Source organism: Acidimicrobiia bacterium, from assembly GCA_040881685.1.
In the GTDB taxonomy this organism is placed as follows: Bacteria; Actinomycetota; Acidimicrobiia; order IMCC26256; family PALSA-555; genus SHVJ01.
Map to the genome: position 1 here is coordinate 130818 of JBBECS010000050.1, position 23671 is coordinate 154488.

Below are 23671 nucleotides of genomic sequence, written 5' to 3' on the forward strand. Positions count from 1 at the left end.
GCCGACGTGGGAGAATGTGGCCATGACCACAGCAACCACCTTCACCCGCATGGACGAGTCGACGGCTGAGCAGTGGGCAGTCATCGGCAAGGAGACCATGGAGCAGCAAGGTCGAGTCGCCGAGGGCGTACTCGCCATGCTGCGGTCGCTCGCCGACATCACCGATGGCTTTGCGGTCGATCAGCTCACGCACTGCTTGCAGACCGCCACGCTGGCCGAGCGCGCCGGCGCCGATGACCAGATGGTGGTCGCGTCGTTGTGCCATGACATCGGCAAGGCGATCAGCGTCCCGAACCACCCGAAGATCGCCGCCGAGGTCCTGAAGTCGTATGTGCGCGACGACGTGTACCAGGTGATCCGCGTCCACCAGGACTTCCAGGGCCGGCACTACTACCACCACTTCGGTGGTGATCCCGACGCGCGCGAGCAGTACCGCGGCGAGCCATGGTTCGCGCTCGCCGAGCAGTTTGCCGACGAGTGGGATCAGATCGCTTTTGATCCCGACTACGACACGCTTCCACTCGAGCACTTCGAGGACCGGGTACGGAACGTGTTCGGCTCACCCCACTCTTTGTGAGCGAGGCGCTCCAGCTCTAGCTCCGCGCGTTGGTCGACGCGGCAAACCCTGCGAGCGCGTCGACGAGCGCTTCGGTGTGCGGCGTGAACCCGGCGCCATCGAAGTGGTCCCAATGAGGTCCCATGCCGCGAACACGTGGAGGAAGCTCGACCTGCACACCCCCACCGTTGGCACGATTCACCGGATTCCGGTGGTCGAGACCGCGCAGCGCGGCGGGGATCACGTCGACGTCATCCACCACGTCGTATGCCGGCAGACCACTTCGAAGTGCGGCGGCGAGGCGCGATGCGAGGTTTCGGTCAGCGCCGCCCAGCAGGAGCGAGGTCCACCAACCGGCGCGCCCGTACCCGTGGAGTGAGACCACCACATCGCAGTGCGCGAGCACCTGCTGGAGTCGTGGCGAGGCGCCAGGATCGAAGTGGTGCGACGGCACGTGCCACGCGAGGTCGGCTGGCTGCACCACGACGTAGCAGGATGCTGCGGCTCGACTGGCGGCGGCTTCCGCGATCTCGGCCGTCCCTCCTTCGAGGCCGCCGTGCAGCGCGAGGAATCCGACGCGCGCTCTCAGGGCGACGCGCTCTTCGACACCGGGAGATGCCAGGAGCTCGGCGAACACACGCTCGACCCTAGATGTCTCGGAACCCTCGCTCCGCTCGCCGCACAGCGAGCCAGCCTGGCATCCTCGCGGGGTGCGATGCATCGTGGCGGTGGTAGGCGCGCTCGCGCTCGGCCTGGTCGGATGCACTGGCGGCGGCGGGCAGCTCGCACAGCGTGAGGCCACGGCGACCACGACGACATCGACCGCGACCACCGCCACCACGGCGACAACCGCTCCGGAAGCTTCGCCGACGACGACGGCCGCGACCACCGCCACGACCGCGGCTTCGACCAACCCGATCCCGACCGACCAGCTCAAGGGGCCGAAGACCGCGAACGCTGCCGCAGAGGCGATCGCCCGCATCGAGCGTCGCCTCCGAAGTTCGAACCGTGACCTGACGCGTCTCCTCAAGCTCGGACGCGCGCAGCAGCTCGCGTATCGGGCGCTGTCCTCACACCCGGCGTGGGTGGACAACGTGGTCGGCGAGGTCCCCGCGGACCTGCAGCCGCACGTGCAGGCGAACATCGACGCCGGGAACGCGCTGAGCGGGCTCACCGGTTCCGCGCCCGCACCCGCCGGGCTTCCGCAATGGCAGATCCTGGTGCCCGAGCCCGCCGCGACCTTACGCAGCTACTACGACGAAGCCGAGGCGGCCTACGGCATCCCGTGGCAGTACCTGGCGGCCATCCACTTCGTCGAGACGCGCATGGGGCGCATCCACGGCCTCAGCAGCGCGGGCGCGCAGGGACCGATGCAGTTCATCCCGGAGAGCTGGGCCGCGTTCGGGCAGGGCGGCGACATCAACAGCAACCATGATGCGATCCTTGCTGCCGGGCGCTACCTGGAGGCGAGCAACGCCGCCACCGACATCGACGGCGCACTGTTCTCGTACAACCACGACGAGCGCTACGTCGCGGCGATCAAGGCGTACGCGAGCGTGATGATGGCGGACCCGGGCGCGTACGACGGTTACTACCACTGGCAGGTCTTCTACGTGAGCGCCGACGGCACCTTCCTGTTGCCGGAAGGGTGGAGCGCGGTCTGACGGTCGGCATCGGGAACGGCCGCCTACCGGCAGGTAACCTGGGCCGCCATGTGGCGGCGGCGAGTCGACGGCGTGCTGGCACGCAACGTTGCGAACACCCGACGAGTGATGCCCTACCTCATGCGCGGCCGCAACGAAGCGGCCGTGTACCTCTCGCACGAGATTCCGATCGCGAAGACCGACGCGTTCGTGAGCGCCTGGAACCAGGCCAACCCGAGGTTGCGCATCGACGCATTCCACATGGTGGTGTGGGCGCTCAAAGACGCGCTCGAGAGGAACCCCACTGTGCACAGGTTCGTGGCCGGCGGCCGTTTGTACAACCGTGACGGCATCTGGTTCTCCTATGCCGTCAAGCGCAGGCTCGAGACCGGCGCCCCGTTCGTGGTGGTCAAGCGAAGGTTCGATTTCGACGAGTCGTTCGGCGAGATGGTCGAAGGGATGCACGCCGAGCAGGCGAAGGCTCTCTCCGGCGAGCTGAGCACGGTCGACCGCGAGCTGGGCTTGCTCATGAAGTTTCCCGGGTTCTTGCGACGCTTCTTGATGGCGTGCGTGCGCGGCGCCGACAATCTCGGACTGCTCCCTCGGAGGTACATCGAGAAGGACCCGATGTACACCTCCGCGTTCTTCGCCAACATGGCGAGTCTCGGCATGCCCGCCGTGTACCACCATTTGTACGAATACGGCACGGCCTCGATCTTCGCGTCGGTCGGACGACCGATCGCCGAACCGGGGAGCCCGACCAGCGGCCCTGATCGGCGCCGCGTCATGCAGATCAAGTACACCTTCGACGAGCGCGTCGAGGACGGTCTCGCCGCATGGTTCACGTGTCGGCGCATCCGCCAGGTCCTCGAGGATCCCGGGGCGAACGGGGTGGTCATGGAGGCCCGCGCGGCGGGATCGGTGGCCGAGCCCGATGCGGCCCCGGTCGAGACCACGCCGACGACCGTAGACTTATCGCCTTGAGCTACTTCTCCGATCGTCTCGACGCGTTCCCGCGCATCGAGCAGTATCGGCTTGCGAAGGCATCGGGCTACTGGCCCTATTACAAGTCGGTCGAGTCGGCGTCGACCCCGCGCATCACGATCGAAGGTCGCGAGGCGATCAACTTCGGGTCAAACAACTACCTCAGCCTCTCGTACCACCCCAAAGTGATCGAAGCCACGCTGGCGGCGACACGACACTTCGGGAGCGGCGTCACCGGCAGCCGACTGCTCAATGGCACGCTGACGCTGCACCGCGAGCTCGAGGGAGAGCTGGCCGACTTCTACGGCCGCGAGGCAGCCCTTGTGTTCGCCACCGGCTACGTCGCCAACATGAGCGCAATCGCCGGGTATCTGACTCGGCGTGACTTTGCCGTCGTCGACAAGGAGATCCACAACTCCCTGCTCACCGGCGTGAAGCTGGCCGGCGCGAGCATGAAGCGCTTCCGGCACAACGACCTTGCCCATCTCGAGAAGGTGCTCCAGTCCTTGCCCGACGAGGCAGGGAAGGGAATCATCATCGACGGCGTCTACTCGATGGGTGGTGACACCGCGCCGTTGGCGGCGATGGTCGAGCTGTGCCGGAACGTGCCCAATGCGTTCATTCTCGACGACGAGGCCCATGGGCTCGGTGTGCTCGGTGAGCTCGGACGGGGCGCCGCGGAGCAGTACGGAGTCCTCGACGCCGTCGACCTCGTCACCATCACGTTCTCCAAGACGCTCGGCTCATGTGGTGGCGCGCTCATCGGCTCGCACGAGGCCGTCGAGCTGCTCCAGCTCACGTCCGACATGTTGATCTTCACGGCGTCGAACACGCCCGGCTCGGTCGCGGCAGCACTCGCGGCATTGCGAATCCTGCGGGCGGAGCCCGACCGTCCCGCGCGGCTTCGCACAGGAGTCTCGGATTTCCTCGGGATGCTTGCGACGCGCGGCGTGCCGACGAATCCGGCGGAGAGCGCGATCGTCACGATCCCGCTCCGCAAGGACAGCGAAGTCGACACCGTCTTGCTCGCGCTCGATCTTCTCGACCACGGCGTGTTCGTGAACCCGGTCATTCCCCCGGCGGTCACCAAAGAGATGGGGCTCATCCGCCTCAGCCTGATGGTCGACCACGACACCGAGCTGCTCGAAGAGGCAGCAGACACGCTGTCAAAGGTGATGGCCGACCACGACCAGCTGTAGCGCCCGAAGAAAGATCTACGCCGCGTTCCGCACGTTCTCGAAGCGCTTCTCCCACGCGCTGTGGCGCGCACGAGCGTCTTGGATGAACGGCGAGAAGCCGATGAGCTTGAGGACGATCTCGTTGAAGATCCTCGCGAACCCTTTCAAGGGTCGCTTGAAGTCAACGAACAGCACTACTCGCGTGCCGTCACTGTCGTTCCAAGCTTCGTGCTCGAACGTGTCGTCGAAGACCAGGCTCTTACCCTCGACCCACGGGCGCACATCGTTACCCACCCGGATGCGGCAGCTCCCAGGTGCACCGGGGACCATGAGCGCGAGGTGGTACCGCAACACCCCTTTATAGGGACCGCCGTGCGCGGGAATGTGCTTCCCTGGCGACAGGATCGAGAACATGCCCGACGTCATCCCCGGGATCTTTGCCAGCGCGCTCGCCGTCGCCGGGCACCGATCGGCGTTGTCTCCAGCCTTGTAGCCGTAGGCGTAGAAGAAGAACGTCTTCCAGCGATCGTCGTCGGTGATCGAGTACTGGTCGGTAGAGATGTCCTGGAAGTTCGGCAGCGCGTCGTGGTACTGGAGCACCTCGTCGAGCTCTTTACGGATGGCTGGAACGTCGGCCTCGACATCGGCGATCCACGGGAAGTCGGACTGGTCGAAGAAGGTGTGATCCCCCACCAATGAGCGACGTCCGAAGTATCCGTCGACCCAGCGCAGGAACTTCTCTCCGATGCGGTTGGCCACGTCGACGGCACGTGCGCGAAAACCCTGGATGGGCATCGATCCCCTTCCCGACGGCAGGTCAGGCTACCGGCCGCGCACTCTCCGCGAGGAAGCGGTGGGCGGTCTCACCATCGACGACCCTGCGCATGGGCGGGAGGGCATCGAGCAGGACGTTGCGGTATCGCGCCGTTGCCAGCCGCCGATCGAGCACGGCCACGACCCCGCGATCGTCACGCGTGCGCACGAGCCGCCCGGAACCCTGCGCGAGAACGAGCGCGGTCGCCGGGAGATCCACGTCGAGAAAGCCGTTGCCCCCGGTTCGCTCCACGAGCTCGCGCCGGGCCTGCTCCAAGGGTTCGTCGGGGCGAGCGAACGGCAGCCGATCGATCACCACGAGCACGCACGACGGACCCGGTATGTCGAGCCCCATCCAGAACGCGCGGGTGGCGACGAGGCATGACGTCTCTTCCGCGGCGAACTGCTCGATCAAGCGGGCCGCCGGCTCGTCGCCCTGAACGAGTACGTCGTGTGACGTCTGTGCCCGCAAGAACTCCGAGAAGGTGCGCACCACCCGCCACGAGGTGCAGAGAACGAGCGCGCGACCGCCTGCGGCTTCGACGAGGGTGCACAGCTCTGCGCCGGCTGCGTCGTCCCAAGCCGCCTCGCGTACGTCGGGGAGATGTCGCGGCACATACAGCATCGCCTGGTTGCGGTGATCGAATGGCGACTCCACCTGCAGGGCCACGTAACCCAGGCCCGGACCGTCGTCGCCAAGGCCAGTGTCATCCTCATCTGCGCCCGCTCCCCCGATCGGAGCCGCGGGGTCCAGTCCCAATCCGCGCGCCAGCGGCTCGAACCGCGTCCCGGGACCGAGCGTGGCCGAGACGAGCACCGTGGCCACCTTCTCGAAAAGCACCGGCGCAAGGCGGGGCCCGATGGTGATCGGCGCGAGCCGCAGTACGCGTCGCTCGACACCCTCGACCCACACCACCTCGCCGTCTTCCGGCGCCTGAAGCTCACGCACTGCATCGAGGCGCGTGCTCGCCAGTCGAAACGCTTGGGCCGCGATGGCGCCGCCGCGCTCACGGTCGATCCCGCGCATCGCGGTCGCGAGCTGCTCCGCCAATCCCGCGAGCACCTCGGCGATCCGCCCGTCGGTGGTGTCGACTCGTCCCTCGAGCTGATCGAGTGCATCGCTCACGCGCTCAGCCGACGTGTTGATCGCGTCCACGGCTGCCGCAGGCGTGTCCACCCTGCGCAACCGGGCGGCGAGCTGGTGCAACCCGCCCGCCGACAGCTCAAAGCCGAGAGCACCCGTTGCCGTGCGGTCGAGCGCGTGAGCCTCGTCGAAGACCACCACGTCGTGCTCTGGGAGGAGATGGCCGTCGGCCGCGAGGTGCGCGCAGTACAGGGCGTGGTTGACGACAAGCACGTCGACGTCTTCGGCCTGGAGGCGAGCCAGCTCGGCGAAGCATTCGGCCCCCTGCTCGCAGCGCGTCGCGCCCGGGCACTCGTTGGCGGCGCACGTCACCAACCGCCACGACGCCGGGTCGATCCCCTCGGGAAGGTCATCGACCGCGCCCGTCGCCGAGTCAGAACTGAAGCGCTCCAGTGCCTTGAGATCGCGTTGGAACTGCTCCGACGGTCGCTCGTCGAACAGCGCACGGTCGCCGCGCGCCGCGGCCATCTTGGCGAGGCAGAGATAGTTGCTGCGACCCTTGAGCAGCGCGCGCGTGAAGGGCACGCCGGAATGCTCCTCGAGATGCGGCAGATCCTTGTGCCAGAGCTGGTCTTGCAGCGCGAGCGTGGCGGTCGCGACCACCGTGCGTCGCCCCGACGCCAGCGCGGGCGAAAGGTACGCCAGGCTCTTGCCCGATCCGGTGGGTGCTTCGGCAACGAGGTGGTGACCGTCGGTGATCGCCTCGAAGACTGCCTCGGCGAGACGGCGCTGCCCCGGACGTTCTTCGCCTCCGAGCGCACGAACGGCGCGGTCGAGCACATCGAGCGCGTCGGATGACTTGCTGGGCACGAATGCAGGGTAGGCAGCCCGAGCGAGGTCATCTCACGAGCTGCCGGTTCGATCAGTGGCCAGCGTACTCGATGAAATCGTAGGGGTAACCGCGCGGGAAGGCGCTGGCCCACGTGAGCGCCTTCCAGTGCTCCTCGTCCAATTGCCAACCGACGGCACCGATGTTGGCCTCGAGCTGCTCGACGTTCCTCGTCCCGATGATCGGGGCGGTGATGCCGGGGCGATTGGTGACCCAGTTGAGCGCGACTTGAGCCGCGGTCTTGCCGGTCTCCTCCGCGACCTTGCGAACCGCGTCCACGATCCCCCACGCTCGCTCGTCGAGCCGGTACGTGAAGGTGATGGGCTCTTCGGTCTCGCCACCACGCGTCCCCGCTGGGAGCTCGGCATCTCTCTCGTACTTGCCGGTGAGGATGCCGCCGGCGAGCGGGCTCCACGGCAGGACGGCGAGGTTCTCGGAGCGGCAGAGCGGCAAGAGCTCGCGTTCGATGTCGCGGGTGATCAACGAGTACTCCGGCTGGAGGGACACGAAGGGCGTCCACCCCTTGCCTTCGGAGAGGCCCAAGGCCTTCGCGAGCTGCCACGCCGTGTAGTTGCTCGCGCCGACGTAACAGACCTTCCCTTCATGTACGAGGTCATCGAGCGTCGACAGGGTCTCGTCGAGCGGCGCCCGGTTGTCCCAGCAGTGGACCTGATACAGATCGATCCAGTCGGTCCCGAGTCTGCGCAGCGAGTTCTCGACGGCACGACGGATGTGGCGACGGGAGAGGCCGACGTCGTTCGGGCCGGGCCCGGCCTGGAAGCGCACCTTGGTGGCGAGGATCACCCGATCCCGCTTGCCCGCGAGCGCTCGTCCGGTGATCTCTTCGGAGACGCCGTCGGAGTAGACGTTCGCCGTATCGATGAAGTTGCCACCAGCGTCGAGGAAGCGGTCGACCATCGCGTGGCTCGTCGCCTCGTCGGCCTCACGCCCGAACGTCATCGCTCCGAGACAGAGCTCCGAGACGCTGATGCCGGTCTGTCCGAGCTGGCGCAGCTCCACAAGATCCTCCTGGTCGCGGTGGGTTGCCATCCTCGCGGCTCCGGGGCGCGGCTCACAATGCAGCCAGGTACGAGGCCTACGGTGGGCTGATGGCCGTCCGTCCGCCGGCGCGCGTTCGCATCCTGCGGTGGGGGCTCACGATGGCGATGAACATCGGGATCGCCAACGAACAGCTCGACGAGCAGACGCGCGCGATCTGACGCTCAAGAACGCTCGAGGACGATGACCGGGATTTGACGATCGGTCTTCTGCTCGTACTCGGCGACGTACGGGATGTCGCGCTTCTGTGCTTCCCAGATGCGATCGCGCTCTTCGCCCTCGGCGACCCGCGCCCGCGCGCTGAACTCCTCAGTGCCGACTTCCACGGTTACGTCGGGGTTCGCGAGCACGTTGTGGTACCAGTCGGGGTGCGTGTGGGCACCGGCCTTGCTGCCGAAGACCGCGAGCCCATCGCCCTCTTTCCGGTACGCCAACGGAGCCACGCGCTCTTGACCGCTCTTGGCGCCGGTGGTGTGCAAAAGCAGAAGGTGTGCCCCCTTGAAAGGGCCACCGACCTTGCCGCCGTTGGCACGGAACTCGTCGATGATCTGTTGATTGAAGTCGTTCATGTCAGCCATGTCGCCTCACACGTCAGGGGTCGACGGAGTATTCCAGACCCGGCGTAACCTCCTGGACCGTGGACTTCCGCACCGAGTCGCTTCCCGATCTCGCAGCCGCGGTGCGGGATCGGCGCGTTTCATCCCGCGAACTCGTCGAGCACGCATTGGCTCGCATCGAGCACGCCAACCCGGCGGTGAACGCCTTCGTGGCGATCAACGCCGACGCTGCCCTCACCGCCGCGGACGACATCGATCGGCGGGTCGGCTCCGGGGACGACGTCGGTCCGCTCGCCGGCATCCCGATCGGCGTCAAAGACCTCGAAGACGCAGCCGGCTTCATCACGTCGTCGGGATCTGCCACGCACGCGAACGACGCGCCCGCGACCCGCGATTCAACCCTGGTGCGACGCCTGAAGGAGGCGGGTGCCGTCGTCGTCGGGAAGACGAACACGCCCGAGTTCGGGCTGAAGCCCCAGACCGACAACCCGACCTTCGGGATCACCCGCAACCCGTGGGACCTCGAACGCACGCCGGGCGGCTCGTCGGGAGGCACGTCGGCCGCGCTCGCTGCGGGCATGGTGCCGCTCGCGACCGGTTCCGACGGCGGTGGGTCGATCCGGATCCCGTCGTCGGTGACCGCGCTCTCGGGGCTCAAGCCGTCGCTCGGGCGCGTACCGAGTGGCGACGCCGGTCCACCTGGCTGGCACAACCTCACCACACGCGGCGTGATGGCTCGACGCATCCGTGACGTGGCCTATGCCCTCGACATCGCCGTTGGACCGGACCCGCGCGACCAGCGGTCCTTGCCACGCGATTCGGTCTCGTGGTTCGAAGCAGTGCCCACACCGACACCACCGCGTCGCGTCGGATGGTCGCCGACACTCGGCTACGCCCGCGTCGACCGCGAGATCCGCGCAACGTGCGAAGCGGCGATGCACAAGCTGGCCGCGGCCGGCACCGAGGTCGTCGAGATCCCATCGGTGTTCGCCGAGGACCCTGGTCCGTCGATCGGCGCGCTCGTCTCCACGTACACGCGCCGCACCATCGAACCGTTCCGGGATACGCCGTGGTGGTCCAAGCTCGATCCACTGGTCGTCATCGCCGCGGAGATGGCTGCGGCGACCATCTCCGCGATCGACCTGGTCGAGGCCGAGGACGCGTGTCACCGCCTGAACGGTCAACTCGTCGACGTGTTCGAACAGGTGGACTTGCTGCTCTGCCCGACGACCTGCGGAGTGATGCCGCTCGCGTCGATGCCGACCACGGTCGGCGACCTCATGGCCCGATTCCTGACCGAGGGCGATGTCGACATCGAGCGACTCACGAGCGGCCTCGACCTCGAGCGACTCACGGGCTGGCTGGAAGGTCTCGGCACGCTCGACGTGCCGTTGGGCACGATCGACGGTGAGCACGTGCTCGACTGGAGCCGACTCACGCAGCCGTTCAATATGACCCGATCACCCGCGGGCACGGTGTGCGCGGGTTTCACCGCCAACGGTCTGCCCGTCGGACTCCAGGTGGTTGGTCCCCAGCACGGCGACATCGCCGTCCTGCAGGCCGTGGCCGTCATCGAGGATGCCCTCGCGCTCGACACCGTCGCACCGATCTGAGCGCGTGAGAACGAGCTACGACTCCATGACGATTCGATGGAATCGGAGCGTGTCGTTGTGCTCATCGATGCGCACGATCCCGTTCGCCGCGCACGTGAATACGAACACATACTCGTTCGAGTAGTCGCGTCCGGCGCGGGTGGTGCACGCGAAGCGGTACAGCACCACGACCGTGTCTCCTTCGGCAACGATCTTGAACGCGTCGGCCCGACCGGTCGTGAGGTCGAAGAACCTCGAACCCTCTCGGTCCATGGCAGCCACCACGGTCTCGCGTCCGAGGTAGGGGCGACCCTCCAACGGGGCGCTCTGCGGCGGCACCCACTCCACGTCGTCGGCGAGCACGCGCGCGAGGCCCGCGTGGTCTGCGGCCCGCATCGCTGCGAAGTAGTCGAGTACGAGCTGCCGGCTGGTCTCGGTCTCGGTCATGCCGTCCCCTTCCCCCCCTCAATCCTGGTCGCGCCCGCTCGGGCTCGGGGTACCCGAGCCCGCCCCCTCGGGGATGCTCGGCTGCTCCTAGGCTCACAGCATGTCGTACAACGGCTTCAAGGTTGCCGACAGCGACATGCACGTGCTCGAGCCGCCTGACCTGTGGCCGCGGTACATCGACGAGCGGTACTCCCATGCCGCGCCGGTCGGGCTCGACGAGATCCCACGAGACATGCGACTGCGGATCAAGTCTCGGGTGGTCCTGCGCGGCGGCGTCATCCGTCCACGTGACGTGCAGGAGCCCGGGGACGTGTGGCGACCCGAACATGAGAGCGCGTTCGCGCACGCCGAGGCGCGCGGCTGGGATTCCCAGTCGCAGCTCGAGGCAATGGACAATGAGCACCTCGACGTCACCGTGCTCTTCCCGAGCCGGGGATTGTTCGCGCTGGCCATCGATTCGGTGAACGTCTTGGGCCCCACCGATGGGCTCGAGCCAGAGTATGCGGCCGCGATCGCCCGGGCGTACAACGACTGGCTCCACGAATTCTGCCAGGCCGACCCTCGACGCATGTACGGCGCGGCGATGGTGACCGCGCACGACGTCGACGCCGCGGTGGCGGAGATCCGCCGCTGCGTCGAGGAGTACGACTTCAAGGCGGCCTTTCTCAACCCCGGTCACGTGAACCTGCGGCCGTGGCACCACCCCGCGTACGACCCATTGTGGGCGGAGTGCGAACGCTTGAACGTGCCGATCTGCTTCCACGGCGGCGGACAGACGTACCTGCGCCCCGACTACTCGCTCGAGGTGTTCGACCGACTCATGCTCTGGCACGTGTTCAACCAGCCGCTCGGCATCATGGCCGTCGCCGTGAGCTTCACCGGCGGTGGGGTGCTCGAACGCTTTCCCGCGCTGCGCGTCGGCCTCCTCGAGGGCAACTGCTCGTGGGCGCCATGGCTCATGCACCGACTCGACGAGCACTACGAGTGGCTCGGGCACCTCGAAGCGCCCGAGCTCACGATGAAACCGTCGGAGTACCTGCGCCGGAGCTGCTTCCTCTCGGTGGAGGTGGACGAGGACACGTGCAAGTACTTCGTCGACTGGTTCGGCGACGACAACCTCTTGTTCTCCACCGATTACCCACACGCCGACTGCAAGTACCCGAGCTCGCTCCCGTACTTCTTCAAGCTGCCGCTGTCGGAGGAATCCCAACGCAAGGTCCTCTGGGACAACTTCTGCCGCCTGTACGACTTCCCCTTGGACTACGAGGCCTGAGCGATGGACCGCAAGCTCGGGATCATCGGCGTCGGACGCATGGGTGGAGCGATGTGGCGGCGACTCCACGGTCTTGGCCATGACGCGGCCGTCTTCGATACCGCCACCGAAGCGCTGGCCGCCCTCAAAGCCGACGGCGCGGAGGTGGCTACTTCCCCTCGCGACCTCGCGTCGCGCGCCGACACGATCATCTGCTCGCTCCCCCGCTCCGACGACGTCCAGATCGCTCTCCTGGAAGACGACGGCGTAGCCACGACCGCGCAGCCTGGGACCGTGATCATCGACACGACGAGCGGTGCACCGAGCCACTCCCGTGACATCGCCGCGCACTGCGCGACCCGCGGCCTCGCGTACGTCGATGCCGGTGTGAGTGGTGGCGTTCACGGTGCAGCCAGCGGAGCCCTCAACATCATGGTTGGCGCGAGCGACGACAATTTCTCAGCGGCGAAGCCGATCCTCGAGCTGCTCGGTCAGACCATCTGGCATTGCGGTCCGCCGGGGACTGGGCATGCGATGAAGACGGTGCTCAACCTCTCGAACCAGGGAAAGATGCTCCTCGAGATCGAGGCGCTGCTCGTCGGGCGCGCCGCCGGCCTCGACGCCGAGCAGATGATGGACGTGCTCGGGTTGGGCACGTGGAAGTCGTTCCTCACGGGTCCCGACGGCCGCAGGCAGTTCGGCTTCTCGCTCGGCATGTCGTGCAAGGACTACGACGTCGGGATCGGCGTCGCCAAGGAAGAGGACGTCCCGGTCCGGACATTGGCGGCCGCGCACCAGACCATGCACGCCATCCTCGACGCGATCGGGCCCGACGCGGACATCGTCGACTACGTGAGCGTGCTGGAACACGACGCCAACGTCGAGCTCCCGAACCACGGCCACGGCCACGATCATGAGGAGGACCACCCATGAGTGAGGCATCGGAGAGGGCTGCGGCGGCGGTCGCGGCGACCCCCATGCAACAGGTCGCGCCGTACCTCGTCGAGCTCTCGGGCACGGTGCTGTTCGGCGACATCTGGGAGCGCCCCGGCTTGTCTCCCCGTGATCGCAGCCTCGCGACGCTCACCGTCCTGATCGGCAAGTTCCGCACTGACGAGCTGCGGTTCCACCTCGGACGCGCGCTCGACAACGGCGTGACCCGCGAGGAGGTGGGCGAGCTGATCACGCACCTCGCCTTCTATTACGGATGGCCGGTAGCCAACAACGCGTGCCAGATCGCGGCCGAGGTCTTCGCCGCCCGCGACGCCGAACAATGAACTTGCTTGGTCAACGCGGAAGAAGCCGACAGCTGCTGGGGGCGAAGATGCGGCGCATCGCAATCGGGATCGGCTTGATGATCCTCATGGTGCCGACCGTCGGGCACGCCGGGGTCAAGGGCGAGCTGGGTTCCATGAGTGGCACGGTCGTGAACGAGTCAACCGGCGCTCCCATTGCCGGCATGTGCGTGCAAGCAACCTTCACGCTGGAGTCGGACGGGCGACAGACGTCATCGAGGCGGCAGTACAAGACGACGACCAACAGCGCCGGGGAGTACCAGCTCGAGAACATGAAGCCCGGTCAGTACCTCGTCGTGTTCCTGAGCTGCAAGGACAACAAGCCCAAGACCCAAGAGTTCGCGCCATCGACGTTCCGCGACAAGCTCGGCCTCGCACCGGTCCAACCGCCGCTGGTCACGCCCGGTCCGATCTCCCCGTACGCGGAGCTGGTCCGCATCCTGGTCGGCCTCCCGACGACCGAGATCGATGCCGCGATGTCCCCTGGCGCCACGGTCACCGGTCGCGTGGTCGATCCGGCGGGAAGACCCCTGAAAGACATGTGCGTCCAGACCCGTTTCGACCTCGCATCCCCACAGTCGGCCATTCAGCGCACGAACGACGCTGGGCGGTTCGAGCTCCAGGGCGTGCTCCCCCGGGACCCCGACACCGCGACCGAAGGCTTCGAGGTGTTGCTCGAGTTCTCGGACTGCTCACGCTCGCCGAAGTATTCGACGTCGTCGATCTCCGTGAGTTTTCCCGGTCCACGCGAAGGCGTGACAATCGATGACTACACGATGCAAGAGGACACGGCATCGTGCGTCCCACCGGGTCGAGCAATCCGGTCCGTCGACGGCATCGCCGAGAGCACCATCCGATTCGTGATGGATGCCTCTGGGACCGCCGACGTCTTCTGGCTCGACTACAGCGGGGCGCGTGTCCTCTACATCACCTTGAGCGAAGGGCAGAGCATCGAGCAGCCGACGTTCATCACCCATCCCTGGGTCGTGGTGAACAGCGACGGCGAGTGCCTCGGCTACATCTTGTCGAACAAGCCGTTGCAATCCCTGCGGATCAGGTGACCGGTCTCTTCTGTTTGGACCTACCTGTCGGAGTCGAACGGCATTCGGTCGCGCCTACTTCTCGGTGCAGCCGGGTGCGGCCGGCCGCAACACCGGTTTCGGCCCGGCACAACGAAAGGAGTCGGGTGATGAAGGCAGCACGCCTCGAGGACGGTGCGTTGCAGATCATGGATGCCCCCGTGCCCGAGCCGGGCGCGGAGGAAGCGCTCATCCGCATCTCGGCGTCGGGTGTGTGTCACTCCGATCTGCACATCGTCCGCCAACACTTGGCGACCGGTCGCAGCAGTGGCCTCGGTCACGAGGCGATCGGCATCGTCGAGGCGCTCGGCCCGGGCGCCGAACGATTCGCTCAGGTCGGCGAGCGAGTGATCCTCGGACTCGGAGGGATGGGGGGCTATTGGTGCGGCGCGTGTGAGTACTGCCTCCGCGGGGAGCCGCGGCACTGCGCGGACGCGAAACAGATCCTGGGCACGTTCGCCGAGCACATCTGCGTGTGGGCCAAATCGCTCGTGATTGTCCAAGACGAGATCGCCGACCAGGAAGCTCCGCTCGCGTGCGGTGGTCTCACGGCCTACGGCGCCGTGAAGAAGTTGTCGAAGCACGGTGTGCACCCGGGACAGTCAGTGGCCGTCATCGGCGCCGCCGGCGGCCTCGGGCACTACGCGGTCCAGCTCGCGACTCTGTTCGGCTACCGAGTGGTCGGCGTCGATCTCGGCGCCGAGCGCCTCGACTTCGCCCGGTCGCTCGGCGCAGAGCTCGCCTTCGAACCAGACGAGGCCGTCGAGGTCGTGCAACGCGAGCTCGGCGGGGTCGACGCAGCGCTCGTGTTCTCCGCGAGGTTGGCGGGCTTCCACACCGGCTTGAAGCTCCTGCGGCGCGGCGGGCTCTTCGTCGCCGTCGGGCTCCCCCCGCGGAGCGACGGCAACCTCGAGCTGAACCCACTCGAGTTCTTCATGCGCGATCCGACGCTCATCTACTCCGCGGTCGGCACCGTGCAGGACATGCGCGAGCTCGTGGACCTCGCCGCGGCAGGCCGCGTGCAGAGCCACATCTCGCGGGTAGGGGCGTTGACGGAACTCCCCGCAATCTTCGAGGAGCTCGAGGCGGCCAGCTACCTCGGCCGCGCGGTGATCACCGATCTCTCTCGCTGACTCGGCGAGTACCGACTTCGCCTCACGTTCGCGGACGGCTGGTCGGAGAGGTCGATCTCGCGGCGGTTCGTCTCGGAACCGCCCAGCCGCGAACACGACTCGACGTGGAAGGATCTCGACCGATGGTGGATCGGACGACGGTCGTCGACAAGACCACGGTGATCCCGAGCCCCCCGAGTGTGGTCTTCGCGGCGGTGAACTCCCCCGAGACGGGACCTCTGATCGACCCCGCCGTGCGGGAGTGGCGCCCCGATACAGAACCGATCGGGGTAGGCACACGCTTCACGATCCGCGGACGTCTTGGCGTGCTGCCCATTCGGGGCACCAGCGAGACCGTGCGATGGGAGCCACCCCTGCTCGCGGAGTATCGGAGCGTGGTGACGTGGCCGGCCCGCATGACGGCCCAGCACCGCTTCGAGCCACGTGCGGATGGCGGAACGAACTACACGTGGTCGATCACGTTTCACGAAGTCAGCATCATCGGCCGGCCACTCGTCGCCCTCGCGGCCCGCTTGTTCGCACGGGCTCTCGCGAACCAGGCAGACGCTCTCACCAGCTACCTCCGCGCCATGCCTCCCTCTCCCAACGACTAGGGCGGGACCGGGAGCACGAGAGAGACGGGGCTCGAAAGAACGCTGGCACGTTCGGCTGGCAACACCTGGACGTGGCTTGGGTGCGAGCGGGGCGCCAGTCGTCGTTCCGAGGGGCTCGGGCGCAAAGCCGCGCCGCGAACTCGCACGGATACCATTCGCGACATGCCTGGCGGGTCGCTCGAGGTTGACTACCTCGTCATAGGTGCAGGTGCCGCCGGCTTGGCATTCACCGATGCCCTCATCTCCGACTCGGACACGACCGTCTTGATGGTCGACCGTCGCTACAGTCCGGGCGGACATTGGAACGACGCGTACCCGTTCGTCCAGCTTCATCAGCCTTCCGCCTTCTACGGCGTTAACTCGCGGAAGCTCGGGCAGGACCGGATCGACGACCTCGGACCCAACGCCGGCTTCTACGAGCGCGCGACGTCAGCCGAGATCTGCCACTACTTCCAAGCGGTCCTGCACGAACGGCTGCTCCCGTCCGGCCAGGTCGAGTTCCTCCCCATGACCAGCTGCGTCGAGGACGACTCCAGGCGCGCCCGCGTCGTCTGCCGGCTCACCGGCGCCGAACGGGAGATCACCGTGAGGCGCAAAGTTGTGGATGCGCGCTACCTCGAGAGCTCGATCCCGGCGACACACACGCCGAGCTTCGACGTGGACGACGGTGTGTGCTGCATCCCGGTGAACGACCTGGTCCGGAGTGACCACCCCGCCGGCGGCTACGTCGTCATCGGCGCAGGGAAAACAGGGATGGACGCGTGCAGCTGGCTGCTCGAGCACGGCGTCGACCCGGACGAGATCGCGTGGATCAAGCCCCGTGACGCCTGGGTCATCGACCGGGCGACGTTCCAGCCGCGCGAGAAGGTCGGAAGCTTCATCATCGCTTGGGCCGCAGCAGTCGAGGCGGCTGCGTCGGCGACGTCGATCCCGGACCTGTTCGGTCGACTGGAAGAGGCCGGCGGGCTGAAGCGGCTCGACGCTTCGATCGAGCCAACGATGTATCGCATGGCCATCCTGAGCGACAGCGAGCTCGAACAGCTCCGGAGCATCGAGAACGTCATCCGCGCCGGACACGTTCGGCACATAGACACGCGCCGGATCCTTCTTGAAGGCGGTGACGTTGGGACCAACGCGGATCCGCTCTACGTCGACTGCACTGCCGAAGGACTCCCCAGGCCGTCGCCTCGACCGATCTTCGAGCCACACCGAGTCACCATCCAACCGATGCGCGAGGGAAGCCCGACGTTCAACGCTGCTTTGATCGGGTATCTCGAAGCGATTCGCGATGAAGTCGACTTGCAGAACTTGATGACCCCGACCAACCCGTATCCGAGCGAGGCCGCGGATTGGATCCGAGCGCGACACGTCGGGATGATCGCTCAACGCAGGTGGGACCAGACTCCTGATGTGCGCGACTGGATCGAGCGCTCACGGCTCAACGTCGCATCAGGCCTGCTGGACCATGCCGGAGAGCCTGGTGTCGCCCAGGCGATCGGGTCGTATCTCGAGAACTCCGATCGGGCGATCGAGAACCTCGGCGCGCTCCGAGTCCAGCTCGGTGACACCGTCATGACGGAAAGCTGACCTGCATCGGCGCCGAGAACCGTGTAGTTGTCAATGTTCGGGTCATGGCTGATCATCACCAGTCCGTTTGCGAGACGGCCGCTTCCAGCTGCGACGACCCTCTACGGATACTTCGTCCCCAGGGGCACCGTGCCGGCTGCCCGCGCCGCCCGCGCGCTGACCTTCGTCATCTTGACGAGCTCTTCGCGATCCGAGCTCCCCGACACCGCGATGGCGAGGGCGGGTCCGACGTCGGGGGCATAGAGCTTGAACTCCAGCACTTTGGGTTCGATCGGGTTCGTGTCCTTGGTCATCAGTACGTGCTCGTAGTGCCCCGCCTTGACTTCGACCTGCTCGTCGACGCTGAGCACCTCGCCCTGGTCCTCCGCTTCACCGGCGTAGTACTCCTGGCGGTACCGCAGGTCGTCGACGGGGTCCGCCGGCACCGCGACCCCGGCGAGCGCGCCGTCGACCCCGGCCTCGAACGATCCGTCTCTCGACGTGATCTTGCCCTTCTCGAACTCGGCGGTGTCCTCGCCCAAGTACCAGATGTTCCCCTCGGTGTCTTGGGCGTACCAGTCGAAGGTGTCTTCCACCACCGCGCCGTTGTCGGTCACGGTGTCGCGCACCACACGAGCGGTGACGCCGTTGGCGATCTTCTTCGTCTCGCTCGTCACCGTGACGATGACCTTGAGCACGTTCCCCTCGGCGTCGGTCTCCCGATAGGTCCATCGCGTGCTCGGCTCCATCGGCCAATAGGGGTTGTCGATCTCCACCGTGAAACTCGCGGGGTCGAGATCGAATGGCTCGCTGCCCTCGGGAAGACCATCATTTCGCGGAGCAGCCGCACGAGCGCTCCCGCTTGAGATGACGGCGAGAAGCAATGCGACGGTGACCGATGCGATGCGTGTGCGCTTGGACATCTGCTGACCTCCGTTCGCTCGTGAAGCGAACGTACGCCCCGTCACGTGTGAATTGCGTGTGAGGTGCGCTGATCGCTTCCCTCGACCAAGTATCGGAGGGGCGACACGTCGCTGTGTGTAACTGATCGTGGTCGGAGAGGGGACGTGTCGCTCAGCGCCACGCGCTACGGCTGAAGCGGACAGCGGCCCTCGCGAGCACTCCACCCTCACACTTCACAGAGTCGGGAGCACTCTGTTCCGGGGCGGCGAGGGGCTGTCATGATGCTGGCATGCCTGGGGGCGGCACAGGTCGCGTGGTGACGGCGACGGTGCTGTTCGTCGATCTGGCGGGCTCGACGGCACAGCGGGTCGCGTTGGGTGACGACGCGGCCGACCACCTCACCGCCGCTTGTGATCGGCTCTCGCGCGCTGCGGTCACCATGCATGACGGCAGGGTGGTCAAGGGAACAGGCGACGGGTTGATGGCCGTGTTCTCCGCGGCCTCAGACGCGGTGGCTGCGGCGGTCGCGATCCATCAGGCGGCTGAGTATCACAACCGCGGGGTTGACCAGCCCCGCCATCTCGCGATCCGGATCGGGTGCTCGGCTGGTGATGTGCAAGTCGTCGCGGGCGACTGCCACGGCACACCGGTCGTCGAGGCCGCTCGGCTGGAGGCCGTCGCGACCGTGGGTGAGATCTGGGTGAGTGATCTGGTGCGTTCCCTGGTGGGGTCGCGGGGCACATACTCGTTCGAGAGCGTCGGCGCCTTCGAGCTCAAGGGCTTGGCCGAGCCGTTGACCGCGCACCGCGTCCCGTGGGAACCGCTCGCCGAGAGCCCGGCACCGCGGGAGGAGCCGGTAGCTGCGTGGGGCCTCGAGCTGCAGCTGGTGCCGCTGCCACACCGGCTCGAGCCGGGCGGTGCGTTCGTAGGGCGGGTGCGCGAGCGGGCAGTGCTGGATGGCGCACTACGGGCAGTGCGGGCTGAGGGTCGCCGTCGGGTTGTGCTGGTCAGCGGCGAGCCCGGGATCGGGAAGACCGCGTTGACGACGGAGATCGCGGGCTCGGCGCGCCGCGAAGGCGCGGTCGTGCTCTATGGGCGCTGCGACGAGGACCTCGGCATCCCGTACCAGCCGTGGATCGAAGCGCTCGCCCATCTCGTTCGCCATGCCCCCGAGGAGCTGCTGAGCGCACATGTCGCAGCGCGCGGCGGTGTGCTCGTCCGTCTCGTCCCCGAGCTCGGGCACAGGGTGGGTGCGACTCCGCCGGTGTCCAGCGATCCTGAGGCGGAGCGCTACCTCGTGTTCGGCGCGGTGGTCGACCTGCTCGAGCGCGTCTCGAATGCGGCTCCGGTGGTGCTCGTACTCGACGACCTGCACTGGGCCGACCTCCCGTCGCTTCAACTGCTCCACCATGTGGTCGGTGCCGACGCCGCCGCGCTGCGGGTGCTCGTGACGGCGACGTACCGCGACACCGACGTCGCCGACGACCACCCGCTCGCGGCGGCGCTCGCCTCGCTGTACCGAGAACCCGGCATCGAACGGATCGACGTCGCCGGCCTCGACGACATCGGAGTGGTCGAGCTGTTGGAGGCCATCGCAGGCCACGAGATGGGTGACGACGGCATCGAGCTCGCCCGACTGGTCAGGCGCGAGACGGGTGGCAATCCCTTCTTCGTTGCCGAGGTGCTCCGGCATCTCGCGGAGAGTGGCGTCATTCGCCAGGAGGACGGGCGTTGGGTGGCGAAGGTCGACTTCTCGTCGATCTGGCTGCCCGAGAGTGTGCGCGAGGTGGTGGACCAGCGTGTGCGGCGACTCGGCGACGACGCTCACCGCACTCTGACGGTCGCGTCGGTCATCGGGCGCGACTTCGACCTCGGCCTGTTGGCGCGCGCCGCCGAACGCGACGAGGACGACGTTCTCGACACGCTCGAACAGGCGGCGGCGGCGGCGGTCGTGTCCGAGGTACACGGCCGATCGGAGCGGTTCACGTTCACGCACGCTTTGTTCCAGCACACCCTCTACGACGCGCTGTCGGCGAGTCGGCGCGCCCGTGCCCACCGCCGGATCGGCGAGCTTCTCGAAGCTGAGTGGGGCGACGACCCCGGTGACCGCATCGGCGAGCTGGCGTATCACTGGATCTCGGCGGGCACGCCGGCCGAGGCCGACAAGGCAGCCGGCTACGCCCACCGGGCGGGAGAGCACGCGCTCGACGCTCTCGCGCCTGACGAGGCGATCCGCTGGTTCCGTCAAGCGTTGGAGCTCCTCGACGCTGAACCGGACCACGGTGACCACCAGCGCCTCGAGGTCGCCATCGGCTTGGGCGACGCGCAACGCCAGGCGGGTGATCCCGGGTACCGCGAGACCTTGCTCGACGCAGCCGCGGAGGCGACGCGCCTCGGCGACACGGATCGCCTCGTCATCGCCGCGTTGGCCAATCAGCGGGGCGGGTGGGCGAGCAACACCGGGGCGATCGACGCCGAACGGATCGCGACGCTCGAGCAGGCGTTGAACGCGCTGGGCGGAGGTGACAGCCGGGCGCGCGCGTGGCTGCTCGCGACGCTTGCGTCAGAGCTCACTTTCAGCGGGGACCTCGATCGGCGGCGGGTGCTGGCGGCCGACGCGGAGTCGATGGTCCGCCGCCTCGAGGACGACGCCGCGCTCCTGCGGGTCCTCAACCTGACGTTCGTTCCGCTCTGGGTGCCCGATGGCTTCGCCCGAAGTGTCGCGGCGTCCGAGGAAGCGCTGATGCTCGCGGAGCGGGTCGGCGATCCGGTCGCTCGGTTCGGTGCTGCCCAGATCCGTCTCTTTGCCATGGCGTCCAGCGCAGACCGCGCGGGCATCGACACGGCGATGGAGCTGATGGAGTCGCTCGCGGCCGACATCGGCCAGCCCTACCTCAGCTGGCTCGTGACCTACGAGCGATGCTGGCAGGTCCTGCTGGCCGGCGACGCAGACGAAGCCGAGCGCCTGGCCACCGACGCGCTGAAGATCGGCGCGGACAGCGGGCAGCCCGACGCCCTGACCGTGTACGGCGCCACCCTGCTCAACATTCGTTGGCACCAGGGCCGCACCGAGGAGATGCTGCCCCTGATCGAACAGGCCGCCGCCGAGAACCCCGATATACCTGCGTTCCAGGCCGTCTACGCGCAGATCCTCTGCGAGTGCGGGCGCATCGAGGAATCCCGGCCGTTGCTCGCAACAGCGCGCGGCGCCAACTTCCATCACGCGGCGTACGACTACATCTGGCTCACGAACACGGCGTGCTGGGGAGAGACCGCGGCATGGCTCGGCGACACCTCCGCCGCGGGCCTCCTCTTCGAGCGGCTTACGCCATACGAGCCCCAGGGTGTCATGAGCGGCGCGACCTTCACGGGCACGGTCGGGATGTACCTCGCCCGGCTCGCCGTGGTGCTCGACCTCCACGACGACGCCGACAATCTGTTCCAACGGGCCGACGTACAGGCGCGCGCACTCGGTGCGCCATTCCTTCAGGCCCGCAACCAGGTCGAGTGGGCCCGGCTGCTCAGCACGCGAGCGACCGATGCCGACCTGCGCCGCGCTCGGGAGCTGCTGGACGACGCGGTGACGACGGCCGCAACCTATGGGTGCGCGGGCGTCGTGCGTTGTGCGAATGAGCTCGCGGCCTCGATGCCCTGATTTCGTGCAGCTGATGAGAGTTCCTAGTGAGGGCCTTGAGCCGGCTCCTCACTGTGTGACATACCACTCGCGATCCACGGAGCAACCAGCAGCCTGAGCGTCGGGTCATACGCCGTTGCAATTGGCACACCGGCCACGCTGAGCGTCCCATCGTTCTCGTCGTAGCTGTTTGCAGACCATTCCTGGTCGACGAGCCGCTCCTCGTCCATCCCCGCCCAGTGGCGGAGATGCCACGACGACCCAGGCGCGTAGCCCGCCTGTTTGATCCGATTACCCTTTTCAGCCTTCACAAGGAGCGCCGATCTCGACCGGAGCGGAGCGTGCAAGCAACGAATCTTCGTCGTCATGTGACCTGCGTACTCCTCTTTCGCCACTCGATGTGCTCCCGGGGTCAGGCTCACATCGGCGGCAGCTCGAAACAGCACTCGCGTGAACTGTTCGAGTTCCACATATGACGCGGCCCCCGAGGTCATCAGGGCCTCGGCCCGCGTCGACGGGCCTATGGTCGTGGCCGCGCGCCGTGTCATCGTCAGGAGTTCTGAGGGTGAGGGCGTCGATTGACCACGTCGTTGAATGAAGGGACTGCCCCGAGTTTGGTTGCCTCAAGCCGTGTCGGAGGGGGGACACACCGCTTGACCCCACGAGGCATGCTGTAGACTATGCAGCACTCAGTCGACGAGGCGTTGCTGTCGGCCCAGCAGGATCACTGGGTGGCGACGTTTGCGGCCAACAGCGATATGTACGGTACCGATCCCAGCGAGTCAGCGGTCGCGGCTGCCGATCTCTTCGCAAACAACGGCATCACCGCCGTCGTGGAGCTCGGTGCCGGACAGGGGCGCGACACCCTCTACTTCGCCGAGCGGGGCTTCCACGTCCACGCTCTCGACTACGCATCCGAGGCCGTCGAGGCGATCCGGGCAAAGACGGAGGAGGCAGGCGTCGCCGAGCGGGTGACGGTTGAGCACCACGACGTACGCGAAGCGATGCCCTTCGCGGACGACGAGGTCGATGCCTGCTATTCGCACATGCTGTTCTGTATGGCGCTGACCACACCCGAATTGGAGCGCCTGTCAGCAGAAGTCCGGCGCGTCGTGCGGCCAGGCGGGCTGGTCGTCTACACCGCCCGTACGACGGCGGACGCCCATTGCGGCACCGGCATCCCACGCGGCGAAGACATGTACGAGCATGGCGGGTTCATCGTCCATTTCTTCGACCGGGCACTCATCGACAAGTTGGCCTCCGCGTTCGAACTGGTCGAGGTGGCCGAGTTCGTCGAAGGCGACCTGCCCCGCCGACTCGCGCGCGTGACGATGCGCGTTCCAGAGGCTTGACGAGACGCTCGGTTCGGTGTCGGAGGAGGGACTTGACGCTCAGCGCTACGCGGTCCGATTGA

At 67.1% G+C, this 23671-nt stretch carries 21 protein-coding genes; 14 read left to right on the forward strand and 7 right to left on the reverse strand.

Translation table 11 applies throughout. The features are described from left to right. The first annotated feature begins 22 nt into the window (after positions 1 to 22). The gene (locus WEE69_13250; protein MEX1146260.1) at positions 23 to 577 is read left to right on the forward strand and encodes an HD domain-containing protein; all 555 of its coding nucleotides are present in this window, start codon (positions 23 to 25) and stop codon (positions 575 to 577) included. 16 nt (positions 578 to 593) lie between these two features. Here the strand turns inward: WEE69_13250 and WEE69_13255 are convergent, their stop codons facing one another. Beyond that, on the reverse strand, positions 594 to 1193 hold the full coding sequence (locus WEE69_13255) for a poly-gamma-glutamate hydrolase family protein (GenBank protein ID MEX1146261.1): 600 nt from the start codon (positions 1191 to 1193) through the stop codon (positions 594 to 596). 73 nt (positions 1194 to 1266) lie between these two features. On the opposite strand from WEE69_13255, the gene WEE69_13260 reads away from it, so the two are divergent. Genes WEE69_13260 through WEE69_13270 form a run of 3 tightly spaced genes read left to right on the forward strand, consistent with a single transcriptional unit; the run spans position 1267 to position 4382 of the window. Beyond that, positions 1267 to 2220 (forward strand): lytic transglycosylase domain-containing protein, encoded by a 954-nt coding sequence (locus WEE69_13260; protein ID MEX1146262.1) that lies wholly within the window; start codon positions 1267 to 1269, stop codon positions 2218 to 2220. Positions 2221 to 2268: 48 nt separating this feature from the next. Continuing rightward, a complete protein-coding gene (locus tag WEE69_13265; protein MEX1146263.1) occupies positions 2269 to 3183 on the forward strand; it encodes a hypothetical protein in 915 nt (304 codons plus the stop codon). Beyond that, positions 3180 to 4382 (forward strand): pyridoxal phosphate-dependent aminotransferase family protein, encoded by a 1203-nt coding sequence (locus tag WEE69_13270; protein MEX1146264.1) that lies wholly within the window; start codon positions 3180 to 3182, stop codon positions 4380 to 4382. The genes WEE69_13265 and WEE69_13270 overlap by 4 nt, the downstream gene beginning before the upstream one ends. Before the next feature lie 15 nt (positions 4383 to 4397). On the opposite strand, the gene WEE69_13275 is transcribed toward WEE69_13270, so the two are convergent. The 4 genes from WEE69_13275 to WEE69_13290 all read right to left on the reverse strand — a co-directional run bounded on the left by WEE69_13275 (position 4398) and on the right by WEE69_13290 (position 8775). Then, positions 4398 to 5156 (reverse strand): aspartyl/asparaginyl beta-hydroxylase domain-containing protein, encoded by a 759-nt coding sequence (locus WEE69_13275; protein MEX1146265.1) that lies wholly within the window; start codon positions 5154 to 5156, stop codon positions 4398 to 4400. Between the two features lie 22 nt (positions 5157 to 5178). Beyond that, complete coding sequence (locus tag WEE69_13280; protein MEX1146266.1) at positions 5179 to 7128, reverse strand: ATP-dependent DNA helicase; 1950 nt, start codon at positions 7126 to 7128, stop codon at positions 5179 to 5181. Between the two features lie 52 nt (positions 7129 to 7180). Next, positions 7181 to 8197 carry an aldo/keto reductase gene (locus WEE69_13285; GenBank protein ID MEX1146267.1) on the reverse strand — a complete coding sequence of 339 codons (1017 nt, stop codon included), beginning with the start codon at positions 8195 to 8197 and terminating at the stop codon, positions 7181 to 7183. 173 nt (positions 8198 to 8370) lie between these two features. Beyond that, on the reverse strand, positions 8371 to 8775 hold the full coding sequence (locus tag WEE69_13290; GenBank protein ID MEX1146268.1) for a nitroreductase family deazaflavin-dependent oxidoreductase: 405 nt from the start codon (positions 8773 to 8775) through the stop codon (positions 8371 to 8373). 68 nt (positions 8776 to 8843) lie between these two features. On the opposite strand from WEE69_13290, the gene WEE69_13295 reads away from it, so the two are divergent. After that, positions 8844 to 10376, forward strand: a complete 1533-nt coding sequence (locus tag WEE69_13295; GenBank protein ID MEX1146269.1) for an amidase — start codon at positions 8844 to 8846, stop codon at positions 10374 to 10376. 15 nt (positions 10377 to 10391) lie between these two features. Here the strand turns inward: WEE69_13295 and WEE69_13300 are convergent, their stop codons facing one another. Beyond that, positions 10392 to 10802 carry a nuclear transport factor 2 family protein gene (locus WEE69_13300; protein MEX1146270.1) on the reverse strand — a complete coding sequence of 137 codons (411 nt, stop codon included), beginning with the start codon at positions 10800 to 10802 and terminating at the stop codon, positions 10392 to 10394. A gap of 100 nt (positions 10803 to 10902) precedes the next feature. Here WEE69_13300 and WEE69_13305 point away from each other — a divergent pair, with 100 nt between their 5' ends. The 7 genes from WEE69_13305 to WEE69_13335 all read left to right on the forward strand — a co-directional run bounded on the left by WEE69_13305 (position 10903) and on the right by WEE69_13335 (position 17741). Then, positions 10903 to 12075, forward strand: a complete 1173-nt coding sequence (locus tag WEE69_13305) for an amidohydrolase family protein (GenBank protein ID MEX1146271.1) — start codon at positions 10903 to 10905, stop codon at positions 12073 to 12075. 3 nt (positions 12076 to 12078) lie between these two features. Next, positions 12079 to 12987 (forward strand): NAD(P)-dependent oxidoreductase, encoded by a 909-nt coding sequence (locus tag WEE69_13310; GenBank protein ID MEX1146272.1) that lies wholly within the window; start codon positions 12079 to 12081, stop codon positions 12985 to 12987. Continuing rightward, the gene (locus WEE69_13315) at positions 12984 to 13331 is read left to right on the forward strand and encodes a carboxymuconolactone decarboxylase family protein (protein ID MEX1146273.1); all 348 of its coding nucleotides are present in this window, start codon (positions 12984 to 12986) and stop codon (positions 13329 to 13331) included. The genes WEE69_13310 and WEE69_13315 overlap by 4 nt, the downstream gene beginning before the upstream one ends. A 47-nt stretch (positions 13332 to 13378) precedes the next feature. Next, complete coding sequence (locus WEE69_13320; protein ID MEX1146274.1) at positions 13379 to 14410, forward strand: carboxypeptidase regulatory-like domain-containing protein; 1032 nt, start codon at positions 13379 to 13381, stop codon at positions 14408 to 14410. 128 nt (positions 14411 to 14538) lie between these two features. Beyond that, a complete protein-coding gene (locus WEE69_13325; GenBank protein MEX1146275.1) occupies positions 14539 to 15561 on the forward strand; it encodes a zinc-binding dehydrogenase in 1023 nt (340 codons plus the stop codon). A gap of 122 nt (positions 15562 to 15683) precedes the next feature. Beyond that, positions 15684 to 16154 (forward strand): SRPBCC family protein, encoded by a 471-nt coding sequence (locus WEE69_13330; protein MEX1146276.1) that lies wholly within the window; start codon positions 15684 to 15686, stop codon positions 16152 to 16154. A gap of 162 nt (positions 16155 to 16316) precedes the next feature. Beyond that, the gene (locus WEE69_13335) at positions 16317 to 17741 is read left to right on the forward strand and encodes a hypothetical protein (GenBank protein MEX1146277.1); all 1425 of its coding nucleotides are present in this window, start codon (positions 16317 to 16319) and stop codon (positions 17739 to 17741) included. Positions 17742 to 17842: 101 nt separating this feature from the next. Here the strand turns inward: WEE69_13335 and WEE69_13340 are convergent, their stop codons facing one another. After that, complete coding sequence (locus tag WEE69_13340) at positions 17843 to 18643, reverse strand: hypothetical protein (protein MEX1146278.1); 801 nt, start codon at positions 18641 to 18643, stop codon at positions 17843 to 17845. A gap of 269 nt (positions 18644 to 18912) precedes the next feature. Here WEE69_13340 and WEE69_13345 point away from each other — a divergent pair, with 269 nt between their 5' ends. After that, entirely contained in the window at positions 18913 to 22278 is a 3366-nt protein-coding gene (locus WEE69_13345; GenBank protein ID MEX1146279.1) for an AAA family ATPase, read from the forward strand. Between the two features lie 659 nt (positions 22279 to 22937). Next, complete coding sequence (locus WEE69_13350; GenBank protein MEX1146280.1) at positions 22938 to 23609, forward strand: class I SAM-dependent methyltransferase; 672 nt, start codon at positions 22938 to 22940, stop codon at positions 23607 to 23609. The last annotated feature ends 62 nt before the right edge of the window (positions 23610 to 23671 follow it).

Excerpts from the sequence above, each read along its gene's own strand:
- WEE69_13290 (MEX1146268.1), bottom strand. The coding sequence starts at position 8,775 with ATGAACGACTTCAATCAACAGATCATCGACGAGTTCCGTGCCAACGGC.
- WEE69_13310 (MEX1146272.1), top strand. The coding sequence starts at position 12,079 with ATGGACCGCAAGCTCGGGATCATCGGCGTCGGACGCATGGGTGGAGCG.
- WEE69_13285 (MEX1146267.1), bottom strand. The coding sequence starts at position 8,197 with ATGGCAACCCACCGCGACCAGGAGGATCTTGTGGAGCTGCGCCAGCTC.
- WEE69_13250 (MEX1146260.1), top strand. The coding sequence starts at position 23 with ATGACCACAGCAACCACCTTCACCCGCATGGACGAGTCGACGGCTGAG.
- WEE69_13320 (MEX1146274.1), top strand. The coding sequence starts at position 13,379 with ATGCGGCGCATCGCAATCGGGATCGGCTTGATGATCCTCATGGTGCCG.
- WEE69_13265 (MEX1146263.1), top strand. The coding sequence starts at position 2,269 with ATGTGGCGGCGGCGAGTCGACGGCGTGCTGGCACGCAACGTTGCGAAC.
- WEE69_13350 (MEX1146280.1), top strand. The coding sequence starts at position 22,938 with ATGCAGCACTCAGTCGACGAGGCGTTGCTGTCGGCCCAGCAGGATCAC.
- WEE69_13345 (MEX1146279.1), top strand. The coding sequence starts at position 18,913 with ATGCCTGGGGGCGGCACAGGTCGCGTGGTGACGGCGACGGTGCTGTTC.
- WEE69_13300 (MEX1146270.1), bottom strand. The coding sequence starts at position 10,802 with ATGACCGAGACCGAGACCAGCCGGCAGCTCGTACTCGACTACTTCGCA.
- WEE69_13335 (MEX1146277.1), top strand. The coding sequence starts at position 16,317 with ATGCCTGGCGGGTCGCTCGAGGTTGACTACCTCGTCATAGGTGCAGGT.
- WEE69_13325 (MEX1146275.1), top strand. The coding sequence starts at position 14,539 with ATGAAGGCAGCACGCCTCGAGGACGGTGCGTTGCAGATCATGGATGCC.
- WEE69_13315 (MEX1146273.1), top strand. The coding sequence starts at position 12,984 with ATGAGTGAGGCATCGGAGAGGGCTGCGGCGGCGGTCGCGGCGACCCCC.
- WEE69_13305 (MEX1146271.1), top strand. The coding sequence starts at position 10,903 with ATGTCGTACAACGGCTTCAAGGTTGCCGACAGCGACATGCACGTGCTC.
- WEE69_13275 (MEX1146265.1), bottom strand. The coding sequence starts at position 5,156 with ATGCCCATCCAGGGTTTTCGCGCACGTGCCGTCGACGTGGCCAACCGC.
- WEE69_13340 (MEX1146278.1), bottom strand. The coding sequence starts at position 18,643 with ATGTCCAAGCGCACACGCATCGCATCGGTCACCGTCGCATTGCTTCTC.
- WEE69_13330 (MEX1146276.1), top strand. The coding sequence starts at position 15,684 with ATGGTGGATCGGACGACGGTCGTCGACAAGACCACGGTGATCCCGAGC.